The 12,271-nt window shown below is 69.4% G+C and carries 9 protein-coding genes; 7 read left to right on the forward strand and 2 right to left on the reverse strand.

The window, feature by feature from the left end; all coding sequences use genetic code 11:
• Window positions 1–2: 2 nt before the first annotated feature.
• Together xylA and ACWGSM_RS09435 are read right to left on the reverse strand one after the other, a co-directional pair.
• Complete coding sequence (gene xylA / locus ACWGSM_RS09430; RefSeq protein WP_452322658.1) at window positions 3–1,193, reverse strand: xylose isomerase; 1,191 nt, start codon at window positions 1,191–1,193, stop codon at window positions 3–5.
• Between the two features lie 109 nt (window positions 1,194–1,302).
• Window positions 1,303–2,301, reverse strand: a complete 999-nt coding sequence (locus ACWGSM_RS09435; RefSeq protein WP_452322659.1) for a LacI family DNA-binding transcriptional regulator — start codon at window positions 2,299–2,301, stop codon at window positions 1,303–1,305.
• A 140-nt stretch (window positions 2,302–2,441) separates the two neighbouring features.
• Here ACWGSM_RS09435 and ACWGSM_RS09440 point away from each other — a divergent pair, with 140 nt between their 5' ends.
• The 7 genes from ACWGSM_RS09440 to ACWGSM_RS09470 are packed head-to-tail and all read left to right on the forward strand — an operon-like array spanning window position 2,442 to window position 12,094.
• The gene (locus ACWGSM_RS09440) at window positions 2,442–3,728 is read left to right on the forward strand and encodes an extracellular solute-binding protein (RefSeq protein ID WP_452322660.1); all 1,287 of its coding nucleotides are present in this window, start codon (window positions 2,442–2,444) and stop codon (window positions 3,726–3,728) included.
• A 7-nt stretch (window positions 3,729–3,735) separates the two neighbouring features.
• On the forward strand, window positions 3,736–4,749 hold the full coding sequence (locus ACWGSM_RS09445; RefSeq protein ID WP_452322661.1) for a carbohydrate ABC transporter permease: 1,014 nt from the start codon (window positions 3,736–3,738) through the stop codon (window positions 4,747–4,749).
• A 29-nt stretch (window positions 4,750–4,778) separates the two neighbouring features.
• A complete protein-coding gene (locus tag ACWGSM_RS09450) occupies window positions 4,779–5,642 on the forward strand; it encodes a carbohydrate ABC transporter permease (RefSeq protein ID WP_452322733.1) in 864 nt (287 codons plus the stop codon).
• Between the two features lies 1 nt (window position 5,643).
• Entirely contained in the window at window positions 5,644–8,076 is a 2,433-nt protein-coding gene (locus tag ACWGSM_RS09455; protein WP_452322662.1) for a beta-xylosidase/alpha-l-arabinosidase, read from the forward strand.
• The gene (locus ACWGSM_RS09460; protein WP_452322734.1) at window positions 8,076–9,629 is read left to right on the forward strand and encodes a family 43 glycosylhydrolase; all 1,554 of its coding nucleotides are present in this window, start codon (window positions 8,076–8,078) and stop codon (window positions 9,627–9,629) included. Before ACWGSM_RS09455 ends, ACWGSM_RS09460 begins: the two co-directional genes overlap by 1 nt.
• A 58-nt stretch (window positions 9,630–9,687) precedes the next feature.
• A complete protein-coding gene (locus tag ACWGSM_RS09465; protein ID WP_452322663.1) occupies window positions 9,688–10,866 on the forward strand; it encodes an ROK family transcriptional regulator in 1,179 nt (392 codons plus the stop codon).
• Window positions 10,867–10,915: 49 nt separating this feature from the next.
• Window positions 10,916–12,094 carry a thiolase family protein gene (locus tag ACWGSM_RS09470; RefSeq protein ID WP_452322664.1) on the forward strand — a complete coding sequence of 393 codons (1,179 nt, stop codon included), beginning with the start codon at window positions 10,916–10,918 and terminating at the stop codon, window positions 12,092–12,094.
• Window positions 12,095–12,271: the final 177 nt, after the last annotated feature.

Genomic DNA, 12,271 nt, shown 5'->3' on the forward strand with positions numbered 1-12,271 from the left:
GCTCAGCGCGCGCCCATCAGGTGCTCGGTGGCCAGCTGCTGCAAGCGCACGAAGCCGAAGCCGTGTCCGCCCAGGTACGCGTCGGCGTCGAACTCCTCGAAGGCGCTGCGGTCGGCGAGCAGGTCGTCGTACGACTCGCCCTCGCCCAGGGTGGGCTGCGCGAGCTCGGCGACCTTCGCGGCGGCCAAGGCCTCCTGCACCTCGGGGTCGGCGCGGAACGCCTCGGCGCGCTCCTTGAGCAGCAGGTACATGCGCATGTTGGCGGCAGCCGAGTCCCAGACGCCGGTCTCGTCTTCGGTGCGGCTCGGCTTGTAGTCGAAGTGGCGGGGACCGTCGTACGCGGCGCCGCCGTTCGGACCGCCGTGCTCGAGCAGGTCGACCAGCGAGAAGGCGTTGTTCAGGTCGCCATGTCCGAACACGAGGTCCTGGTCGTACTTGATGCCGCGCTGACCGTTCAGGTCGATGTGGAAGAGCTTGCCGTGGTACAGCGCCTGAGCGATACCGGCTGTGAAGTTGAGCCCGGCCATCTGCTCGTGCCCGACCTCGGGGTTCAGGCCGACGAGCTCGGGGCGCTCGAGCGAGTCGATGAAGGCGATCGCGTGCCCCAGAGTGGGCAGCAGGATGTCGCCGCGGGGCTCGTTGGGCTTCGGCTCGATGGCGAAGCGGATGTCGTAGCCCTTGTCGGTGACGTAGTCCCCGAGCAGGTTGACCGCCTCGCGGTAGCGCTCGAGGGCGGCCTGGATGTCCTTCGCCGAGTCGTACTCGGCGCCCTCGCGACCGCCCCACATGACGAACGTCTTGGCGCCCAGCTCAGCGGCCAGATCGACGTTGCGCAGCACCTTGCGCAGCGCGAAGCGTCGCACCTGCCGGTCGTTGGAGGTGAAGCCGCCGTCCTTGAAGACCGGGGCGCTGAAGAGATTGGTGGTGACCATCGGCACGACGAGACCGGTGGCGGCCAGCGCGCCCTTCAGCCGGTCGATCTGCTTCTGCCGCTCGGCGTCGGTCGAGCCGAAGGCGAACAGGTCGTCGTCGTGGAACGTGAGCCCGTACGCGCCGAGCTCGTCGAGCTTCTCGACCGCGTGCACGACGTCGAGTGCCGGGCGCGTGGGGCCGCCGAACGGGTCGGTGCCGTTGTAGCCGATGGTCCAGAGCCCGAACGAGAATCGATCGGCCTTGGTGGGAGTGAGAGACATGTGATCCGCCTTCAGCGACGTCGGTGAAATGTTGTAGAGCCGAACATATCAACGGGATGCCGAAGATGCAACGCCCGTGCGCGCAACGGCTGCCGACAAGCGGTGGTGCTCAGCGTGCGAGCGCAGCTGTGGATGAGCGAACGATGAGCTCGGCGGGCAGACGCACATCCTCGGGTGTGCCGTCGTCGAGCATGGCCAGCAGCACCCGCACGGCGATCATCCCCATCTCGTGCAGCGGCTGGCGCACGGTGGTGAGCTGTGGATCGTGCGACGCGGCCTCGGGCACGTCGTCGAACCCGACCACCGACAGGTCCTTCGGAACGTGCAGGTCCCGCTCGGCGGCGACCCGCATCATCTCGATCGCCGACTGGTCGTTCGCGGCGAAGATCGCCGTGGGGGGATCGGCGAGGTCGAGCAGCTGGTGAGCGCCGGCGGTGGAGTCGGCGGCGCGGTACCCGCCGTCGACGACGAGGGCGGGGTCGAAGGGGATGCCGGCGTCGTGCAGTGCACGGCGGTAGCCCTCCTCGCGCTGATGCGCGGACTCGAGGTCGGTGCGACCGCGCAGATGCCCGATGCGCCGGTGTCCGAGGCCGATCAGGTGCGCGACAGCCGCGTGCGCGCCGTCGTTGTTGTGCACGCTCACCGTCGATGTTCCCTTGGGGCCTGCGTGCGGGTCGACGGCCACGATCGGCACGGTGGCATGCGCGGGGGTCGTGGTCGGTGTGACGATGATGGCGCCGTCGATCAGTGTCCCGCCGAGGCGGGAGAGTGATCGGCGCTCCCAGCCCAGGTGCTCGCCGGCCGAGACGCTGCCCGCGTAGGCGAGCACGTCGTACCGCGTGTTCTGCAGCGCCGCCGACACGCCCTGCAGCAGCTGCACGGCGAACGGCTCGAACTCGGCGACCAGCACCCCGATCACGTTGGTCTGCTGCCGGCGCATGGACGTCGCCACGAGCGAACTCGCGTAGCCCAGCTCTTCCACCACACTCATCACCTGCGAGAGCGTGGCGGGCGCGACGCCGTCGCGGCCGTTGATCGCCTTCGAAACAGTGGCGACCGACACTCCGGCGGCCTTTGCGACGTCGTGAATGGTGGTGCGGGCGGCCATTGTCCCAGTCTAGTCGTCGAAAACGTTATCGATAACGATTGACATCATCAGGCGGCGGGTGTCAGAGTGGTGGCGACGAGATTGGGTGTCGTCGGCAACAAATGGCCTCACCCAGCCACTCAACGATGAGGAGACACAGCATGAAGATCCGGAAGACCTGGCTTGCGGCGGCTGCCGTCGTGGCCGTGGGAGCGCTCGGCCTGAGCGGCTGCTCGGGCTCAACCGGCGGAGACGGTGGAGGCGAGACGCTCACCATGTGGCACAACTCCACCACCGGCGAGGGGAAGCAGTACTGGGAGGACGCGGCGGCCGCGTTCCAGAAGGAGAACAAGGACGTCACGATCAAGGTCACCTCGATCCAGAACGAGGACATGGACGGCAAGCTGCAGACCGCCGTCAACTCCGGTGACATGCCTGACATCTTCATGGCCCGCGGTGGCGGCAAGCTGGCGGACATCGTCAACGCCGACAAGGTGAAGGACCTCACCGACCTCATCGACGACGACGTCAAGAAGGCTCTGGGAGACGCGCCCTTCAGCGCGTTCACCATCGACGGCAAGATCTACGGCATGCCCAGCGCCGTGCTCCCCGGCGGCTTCTTCTACAGCAAGGACCTGTTCGAGCAGGCCGGCATCACCTCCGAGCCCACCACCATGGACGAGCTGAACGATGCCGTCACCAAGCTCAAGGGCGCCGGCATCCAGCCGGTCGCGCTCGGCGCGAAGGCGGCCTGGCCGGCAGCGCACTGGTACTACTTCTTCGCGCTGCGCGCGTGCGAGCAGGGCCTGATCGAGAATCTCGCCACCGAGGCGGACTTCTCCGACTCGTGCTGGCTGGAGGCAGCGAAGGACTTCCAGGAGTTCGCCGCCACCGAGCCGTTCAACAAGGGGTTCCTGACCACCGATCCGCAGGAGGGCGCCAACTCGTCCGCCGGCCTCATCGCCAATCACAAGGCGGCCATGGAGCTCATGGGCGCCTGGGACGTGGGCGTGATCGCCAGCCTGACACCTGATGAGAAGCCGCTGCCCGACCTCGGCTGGTTCCCCTTCCCTGACATCGACGGGGCTGCCGGCGGCGCCGGCGCCATGATGGGCGGCGTGGACGGCTACTCGTGCGCCAAGGACTCCCCGGCGTCGTGCGAGAAGTTCCTGAACTTCGTCTCGTCGAAGGAGTGGCAGGAGAAGTACGCGGTCGCGTTCCAGACCATCCCCGCCTCGCAGGAGGCCACCGGCGCGGTCACCGACCCGTCGCTGAAGCCGCTGATGGAGGCGTACCAGAAGGCCCCTTACGTCGCTCTCTGGCTCGACACCGCTCTCGGTCAGAACGTCGGAAACGCGCTGAACACCAGCGTCGTCGAGATGCTCGCCGGTCAGGGCAGCCCGGAGAAGCTCGTCGACACCGTCGCCAAGGCGCAGGCACGAGGCTGACCGAACCATGCACGACACCCAGGCACTGCAGCGCACCACGGTGCCTGAGAAGGACGCCGTCTCCGGGGCGGGCTCCGCGCCCGCCCCGGAGCGGCGGCCGCGGCGGGCCGACTGGCGCAAGCGCGGTGAGATAGCGCTCCTCTCAGGCCCCGCCCTGGTCATGTTCCTCGGCTTCGTCATCCTGCCGGTGGCGATGGCCGCGTTCTACGGCTTCTTCAAGTGGAACGGCTTCGGCTGGCCGACCGAGTTCATCGGGCTCGACAACTACGTCATGATCTGGCAGGACGACACGTTCCGTCAGGCCGTCATGCACAACGGCATCATCGTCGTGCTGTCGCTGCTGCTGCAGGGGCCCATCGCCATCCTGTTCGCTCTGCTGATGAACCAGAAGATCCGCGGGCGCTCGATCATCCGCATCCTGATCTTCGTCCCGTACGTCATCTCCGAGGTGATCGTCGGCATCGGCTGGAGTCTGATGCTGCAGGATGCCGGAGCTCTGAACTCGCTGCTCGAGAAGTGGGGTCTCGCAGACTTCCAGCAGTCATGGATCGCAGATCCGGCGATCGCGATGTCGTCGCTGATGATCATCATCACCTGGAAGTACCTCGGCTTTGCCGTCATCCTCATGCTGGCGGGAATGCAGTCGATCCCCGAAGAGCTCTACGAGGCTGCCGCCATCGACGGCGCCGGCTTCTGGAAGACGCAGTGGGCGATCACCGTCCCGCTGCTGGGCCCGACCGTCCGGATCTGGGCGTTCCTGTCGATCATCGGGTCGCTGCAGCTCTTCGACCTGGTCAACATCATCTGGGGGCAGTACATCGCCGCCACGGCCGGCACCTCGACGATGGCGACCTACATGTACCAGAACGGCCACCTGGCCGGCAGCTACGGCTTCGGAAACGCCGTCGCCGTGATGCTGTTCATCATCACGCTCATCGTCGCGCTGTTCTACCAGCGCTTCGTTCTGCGCCGCGACACCGAGGGCGCACTGACCGGCGACGGCGGAAGGAAGCGCAAGTGAGTGCCGACAGCCTGAACACCCGAGTCGCCATCCAGGCGATCACGCCGAAGGGTCGGCGCCGCGTGCGCGAGTCCGGCGTCAAGTGGGGCAGCCCCGCGGTCTACCTGGTCGCGCTCGTGCTGATCGCCATCTGCATCACCCCGGTGCTGTACATCATCATCGGCGGGTTCCGCACGAACTCTCAGATCACCCTCGACCCGTCGGGGTTCCCGGCGCCCTGGCAGATCGCCAACTACGGCGACGTGCTGGCGAGCTCGGAGTTCTGGGTCGCCATGATGAACTCCACCATCTCGGCGGTGGGCACCACCGCGGGCGCCGTGCTGCTCGGCCTCATGGCCAGCTACGTGATCGCCCGCTACGACTTCGGCGGACGCGGTCTGATGTACTCGCTCTTCGCCGCCGGGCTGATGTTCCCGGTCACTGTCGCGATCACCCCGCTGTACATCCTCATCCGCAACCTCGGACTGGTGAACAGCCTCGCCGGCATCATCCTCCCGCAGATCGCCTTCGCCCTGCCGATGACGATCATCATCCTCGTCCCGTTCCTGCGGGCCATCCCCAAGGAGCTCGAAGAGGCGGCCTCGATCGACGGAGCCTCGCGTCTGGGCTTCTTCTGGCGCATGGTGCTGCCGCTCAGTCTGCCGGGTGTCATCACCGTCGGCATCCTGGCGTTCGTGGGGGCGTGGAACGGCTACATGCTGCCGCTGTTCATCCTCAGCGACCAGAGCCTGTTCACCCTGCCGCTGGGGGTGCAGGACTTCGCCTCCCAGTACTCGGTCGACACCGCCCGCGTGCTGGCCTACACCTCGCTGTCGATGCTGCCCGCGCTGATCTTCTTCAGCCTGTTCGAGCGCCGCATCGTCGGCGGACTGACCGGAGCCGTGAAAGGCTGACATGTTCGATCACACCTCATCCCCGGGCACGCCGCACGGTGTGCCCGCCTTCCCGATCGCCTCGCCACGCGTCGCCGAGATCCTCGCGCAGATGACCCTCGACGAGAAGGCGGCGCAGCTCGTCGGCTACTGGCTCGACCAGGGCGGCGACGTGGTCGCGCCGATGCAGAACGAGATGGCCGCCGCCGGCGCGTCGAGCACGCTGAGCGAGATCACCCGCCACGGCATCGGTCACTTCACGCGCGTGTACGGCACGCGTCCGGTCGAGCCCGCCGAGCGGGCGGCCTGGCTGTGGGATGAGCAGCGCCGTCTGCAGCGCGAGACGCGTCTGGGCATCCCCGCGATCGTGCACGAGGAGTGCCTGACCGGCCTGGCGGCCTGGAAGGCGGCGACGTTCCCCACCCCGCTCGCGTGGGGCGCGTCGTTCGATCCGGAGCTCGTGACCGAGATGGGAGCGCTGATCGGGCAGTCGATGCGCGAGCTCGGCATCCACCAAGGGCTCGCCCCCGTGCTCGATGTGGTCCGCGATCCGCGGTGGGGGCGCGTCGACGAGTGCATCGGCGAGGATCCGTACCTGGTCGGCAGCATCGCCACCGCCTATGTGCAAGGGCTGCAGTCGCAGGGAGTGCACGCCACGCTCAAGCACTTCCTGGGCTACTCCGGCTCACGCGCTGGGCGCAACCACGCACCGGTCTCGGCCGGCCCGCGCGAGGTGGCTGATGTCTTCCTTCCGCCGTTCGAGATGGCGATCCGCGACGGCGGCGCGCGCGGCGTGATGAACAGCTACTCCGAGATCGACGGCGTGCCGGTCGCATCCGACCCCACGCTGCTCACCGACCTCCTGCGCGATGGACTCGGCTTCGACGGGGTGGTCGTGGCCGACTACTTCGCCGTCGCCTTCCTCGAGGTCATGCACGCCGTCGCGCGTGATCGCGGCGAGGCTGCTGAGCTCGCGCTGAAGGCCGGCATCGACGTCGAGCTGCCCTCCGGAGACGCCTACCTCGCTCCGCTCGTCGAGCGGGTGCGCGCGGGCAAGCTCGACGAGGCCTACCTCGACCGAGCGGTCATCCGCGTGCTCGCGCAGAAGGAGGAGCTCGGGCTGCTCGACGCTGCGGCGTTCCAGGACGAGCCACCGGCCGTCGTCGACCTCGACACCGCACAGCACCGGGCGACTGCGCTGCGCCTTGCCGCCGAATCGATCGTGCTGCTCGCGAATGACGGCGTGCTGCCGGTCGCCGATCGAGCTTTGCGCATCGCCCTCGTCGGACCGAACGCCGACCGATCCGACGCGCTCCAGGGCTGCTACTCCTTCGCCAACCACGTGCTCGCCCATCACCCCGACCACGAGATCGGCTTCGAGATTCCCACGGTGCGCGAGGCGCTGGCCGCGGCGATGCCGGATGCCGAGATCGTGCACTCCGCCGGATGTGAGGTCGAAGGCCCCGACAGGTCGGGATTCGACGACGCGGCTCGGGCCGCGGCGGACGCCGATCTGGCCATCGTCGTGGTCGGCGATCAGGCCGGCCTGTTCGGCCGCGGCACCGTCGGCGAGGGCAACGACGTGCAGTCGCTCGACCTTCCGGGCGTGCAGCGCGAGCTCGTCGAGCGGCTGGTCCAGACCGGCACCCCGGTCGTCATGGTGCTGCTCACCGGCCGCCCGCACGCGATCGACTGGGCGCTGGAGGGTGCCCATCGCCCGGCGGCGGTGCTGCAGTCGTTCTTCCCCGGCGAGGCCGGCGGCACGGCGCTGGCTCAGGTGCTGACCGGAGAGGTCACCCCGTCAGGCCGGATGCCGATGAGCCTGCCGCGCTTCTCCGGCGCACAGCCGTACAGCTACCTGCATCCCATCCTCGGCGGGCCGTCGGAGGTGACCGCGACCGACCCGACGCCGCTGCGGCCGTTCGGATTCGGGCTGTCGTACACGAGCTTCGCCTACGACGACCTCGAGCTGTCCGCCGAGGCGAGCACGGGCGGGCGCTTCACCGCCTCGGTCACCGTGACCAACACGGGCGACCTGCCCGGCGACGACGTCGTGCAGCTGTACGGCCGCGACCCGGTCGCCTCCGTCACGCGGCCGGTCGCGCAGCTGCTCGGCTACGCACGGGTGACTCTTGAGCCCGGCGAGAGCCGTCGGGTGAGCTTCGACGTGCCGTCCGGCCGCTTCGCCTTCACCGACCGCACCCTCACCCGGGTCGTCGAACCCGGAGAGGTGCTGGTGTGGGCGGCGGCCCATGCCGCGGCATCCGCTCCGGCGGCCGACCTCGCGGGCACGACCGGGGGCGCGATCTCGAACGAGCGCACCCGCGAGAAGGTGGTGCTGCCCGGCGCCGCCACGGCGCCGCAGAGCATGATGCTCACCGGCGACCTGCACCGGGTGACCGGCGCCGACGCTCGTATGGTGAGTGTCGAGGTGTCGCAGGGAGTTTCGGCGTGATGGCGTCCAACCCCGTGCTGCCCGGCTGCTATCCCGACCCGTCGGTATGCCGGGTCGGGGAGTGGTACTACCTGGTCACCTCGACCTTCGAGTATCTTCCCGGTCTGCCGGTGCTGCGATCACGCGACCTGCTGCGATGGGAGACGATCGGGCACGTCATCGATCGCGCGGACATGCTCGACTTCGACGGCATCCGCTCGTCGGGCGGATTGTACGCACCCACGATCCGCCACGGCCTCGGGCTGTTCTGGGTGGTGTGCACGATCGTCGACCCTGCCGATCCGAATCGAGGGGGCAACTTCCTCGTCACGGCCGAGCAGCCGCAGGGCCCGTGGAGCGCCCCGGTGATGCTCGACGTCGACGGCATCGACCCGTCGCTGGCCTTCGACGACGACGGACGGGTGTGGATGCACGGCACCCGACTCGCCGCCGACCCGGAGTGGTACCACCAGACCGAGGTCTGGGTGCGCGAGTACTCTCCCGAGCAGCGCGCCCTGATCGGGGACGAGCACGTGATCTGGCGTGGCGCCGTGCACGGAGCTGTCTGGGCGGAGGCGCCGCATCTGTACCGGATCGACGGCGAGTGGTACCTCATCGCGGCGGAAGGCGGCACCGAGTTCCACCACGCCGTGAGCGTGGCGCGCGCCGACGCGGTGACCGGCCCGTATCAGGGCAGCAAGGCGAATCCCGTCTTCACGCACCGTCATCTCGGTCGCCGCACGGACGTGATCGGGGCGGGGCACGCCGACCTCGTGCAGGCGCCGGACGGCTCGTGGCAAGCGCTGATGCTCGCGATGCGAGCGGCCGACGGGCACCACTACCCGCTGGGTCGCGAGACGTTCCTCTGCCCGGTCGAATGGCAGGACGGCTGGCCCGTCTTCGCCCCCGGGGAGGGGCGGCTGCCGCACGCGATCGCAGCGCCCTGGGCGACGGAGACCGCCCTCGCCGGAAGCTGGCAGCCGGACGATCGTCGAGCGGGCGCCGTGCTCCCGCAGGATTCGCGATGGACGGCACTGCGCGCGCTGCCGGATGAGATCGCCAGGGCTGACGGCGACATCTGGCGGATGCCGGTGCGATCGGCGACGCTGCGGGACGCGACGAAGGTGGCGTTCCTGGGCATCCGGCAGCAGCACGCCGACGCCGACGTGCGGTGCGTGCTGGACGTCGGGGGGCTGGCCGACGGCGAGAGCGGTGCGCTGGTCGTGCGTCAGTCCGAGCAGGACCATGCCGCCGCCGTCATCACGCGAACGGCGGCGGGCACAGTGCTGAGCGTCGTGCACGTGCGCGGCGGCGACGAGACCCAGCTCGCCTCCCACACGCTGCCCGGCCGGGCAGAGGTCGAGCTGCGTCTGCGTTCCCGCGGGTGCGATCTCGAGTTCGTGTACGACGGACTCTCGCTCGCGACGGTCGATGCGCGGCAGCTCGATGCGTCGTCGACGGGCGGATTCCTGGGCCTGTGGCTCGGAGTGTGCGCGAGCAGCGCGGGCAGCGCAGCCCAGGGCGAGCTGTCGATCATGACGTTCGAATATGCCCCGGTCGGCGACGGGCAGTGAAGGTGCGGTGCGCTCCTCGGTAGCCTGAAGATCCACGGCAGCAGAAAGCAGACCAAGCATGAGCGAACGCGCCACGACGGTCGAGGGCGTACGGCGCACCAATCTCGGCGAGGTGCTGCGGCTGGTGCACCACAGCGGACCCCGTTCTCGCGCGGTGATCACCGCAGAGACCGGGCTGAACCGCTCGACGGTCTCCGATCTGGTCTCGCGTCTCGCCGACGCGGGGCTCGTCGACGAGCACGATCCCGACCCCACGCGACGGGTCGGGCGCCCCTCGCCGATCGTCGCGCCGAGCCGTGATGTGGTGGCCATCGGGATCAACCCCGAGATCGATGCGATCGAGATCGGGGCGGTGTCGCTGGGTGGCGCGGTGCGCCGGCGTGAACGCCTCGCGGCCGCCCGTCCCGGCATCGATGAGGTGATCGAGGTGGTCACCGGCGTGATGGCAGGATGGCGCGATGATCTCGCAGGATGCCGCGTCGTGGGCGCGGGTGTCGCCGTGCCCGGTCTGGTGCGCATGGCCGACGGGATCGTGCGGCTCGCTCCGCACCTCGGCTGGCGGGATGCCGCGATCGCCGACCCTCTCTCCGCCGCACTCGGACTGCCTGTCACCGTCGGCAACGACGCCTCGTACGGCGCGCGCGCGGAACGGCTGTTCGGAGCGGCGCGCGAGCACGCCGATGTCGTGTATCTCAACGGCGGCGCAAGCGGCATCGGTGGCGGCCTGATCCTGCACGGCCGGCTGATCGGCGGCGCCGGCGGATACGCCGGCGAGTGGGGTCAGACGGCCGCGTGCATCGCGGATGCCAGAGACCGGCGCATCGACGACGGCGTGCTGGAGGACGAGGTCAATCGCGCGCGTCTGCTCGCCTCCGCGGGCCTGAGCGGCGGCGACGATGAGGAGCTCGCCCGGGCCCTCGGCGAGAGCGCCGGCGTGCAGGCGAGTGAAGAGGCGGCGCGGCAGCGCCGGGTCCTCGCCGCCACTCTCCGCAATGCCGTCAACGTGCTCAACCCGTCGATGATCGTCCTCGGAGGCTTCCTCGCCGTGCTCCGCGACCTCGACCGTGGGTCGTTCGATGAGGGCGTGCGGGTCCAAGCGCTCGCCGCGTCCGCCGAGGGTCTGCAGCTGGCATCCGCCGCTCTCGGCGCCGATCGCCTGCTCATCGGCGCCGCAGACGCCGCCTTCGATCGGCTGCTCGCCGACCCGCTCGCACCAGAGCCGGTCCTCACGGCCTGAATCGCGCCGCTGGGCGACTCCACGTCCCGGAGCGGGGCAGGATGGAGACATGAGCAGCGAAGCCGTGATCGTCGACGTCGTCCGCACTCCGGTGGGTCGGGGCAAGCCCGGCGGGATGCTGTCGGGCGTGCACCCCGTCGATCTCGCCGCGGGCATGCTGCAGTCGATCCTCGAGCGCAACGGCCTCGAGTCGGGGCAGATCGACGACGTGCTGCTGGGCTGCGTGAGCCAGGTGGGCGACCAGGCCATGAACGTCGCCCGTCAGGCGGTGCTCGCCGCGGGGTTCGACGAGACGGTTCCCGCGACGACCATCGACCGGCAGTGCGGCTCGAGTCAGCAGGCCGTGCACTTCGCCGCCGCCGGGATCGCGGCGGGTGAGAACGACATCGTCATCGTCGGCGGTGTGGAGTCGATGAGCCGCGTGCCGCTCGGCGCCTCCGCGGCCGGCGGCTCGCCGATGTCTCCCCGGCTGCGCGAGCGCTACCCGGACGGGCTCGTGAATCAGGGAGTCAGCGCAGAGCTCATCGCACGGCGCTGGGGTCTCGGACGTGACCGGCTCGACGCGTTCGCCGCCGAGTCCCACGCGCGCGCGGCTCAGGCCTGGCACGACGGATTCTTCGACCGCACCGTGGTGGCCGTGCCGGAGGCTCCGGATGCCCGGGCCGATGAAACCGTGCGGGAGGGCACCACGGCTGAGAAGCTGGCGGGGCTGTCGGCGTCCTTCCGGACGGAGGCGCTCGCCGCGCGGTTCCCCGATCTGCAGTGGTCGATCACGCCCGGCAACTCCTCGCCGCTCACCGACGGGGCATCCGCCGCCCTGATGATGAGCGCCGACCGCGCCGCACAGCTCGGGCTCACCCCGCGCGCTCGCTTCCGCGCGTTCGACGTGATCGGCGACGACCCGATGCTCATGCTCACCGGTCCCATCCCGGCCACGCGTCGCGTGCTCGAGCGCGCCGGACTCACGATCGACGACCTCGACGCCTACGAAGTCAATGAGGCCTTCGCCTCGGTGCCGCTCGCCTGGGCCCACGAACTCGGCGCCGATCCGGCGAAGCTCAACCCGCGCGGTGGTGCCATCGCTCTCGGGCACGCCCTCGGCTCGTCGGGCACCCGCCTGCTCGGCACTCTTCTCGATCACCTCGAGGCGACCGGCGGTCGTCTCGGTCTGCAGACCATGTGCGAGGGCGGCGGCATGGCCAACGCCCTCATCCTCGAGCGGCTCTGACGGCATCCCATGTTCCGCGCGACCCTGCCCTTCGCGCAGCCTCTTGAACTTCGACGAAGCGCGGAGGAGGATGTCGGCGAACCGACATCGAAGTCGGCTCGTCGGCATCCGGACGTCTGCTGGGGAGGCTCCGCCCGGTTTTGAACACGGTGCGGCGTGGAAACCGCACCGGGAAAT

The organism is Microbacterium sp. NPDC055521, from assembly GCF_053619695.1.

Bases quoted from the DNA above. Each gene is read 5' to 3' on its own strand.
- xylA (WP_452322658.1), bottom strand. From the start codon at position 1,193: ATGTCTCTCACTCCCACCAAGGCCGATCGATTCTCGTTCGGGCTCTGG.
- ACWGSM_RS09435 (WP_452322659.1), bottom strand. From the start codon at position 2,301: ATGGCCGCCCGCACCACCATTCACGACGTCGCAAAGGCCGCCGGAGTG.
- ACWGSM_RS09440 (WP_452322660.1), top strand. From the start codon at position 2,442: ATGAAGATCCGGAAGACCTGGCTTGCGGCGGCTGCCGTCGTGGCCGTG.
- ACWGSM_RS09445 (WP_452322661.1), top strand. From the start codon at position 3,736: ATGCACGACACCCAGGCACTGCAGCGCACCACGGTGCCTGAGAAGGAC.
- ACWGSM_RS09455 (WP_452322662.1), top strand. From the start codon at position 5,644: ATGTTCGATCACACCTCATCCCCGGGCACGCCGCACGGTGTGCCCGCC.
- ACWGSM_RS09460 (WP_452322734.1), top strand. From the start codon at position 8,076: ATGGCGTCCAACCCCGTGCTGCCCGGCTGCTATCCCGACCCGTCGGTA.
- ACWGSM_RS09465 (WP_452322663.1), top strand. From the start codon at position 9,688: ATGAGCGAACGCGCCACGACGGTCGAGGGCGTACGGCGCACCAATCTC.
- ACWGSM_RS09470 (WP_452322664.1), top strand. From the start codon at position 10,916: ATGAGCAGCGAAGCCGTGATCGTCGACGTCGTCCGCACTCCGGTGGGT.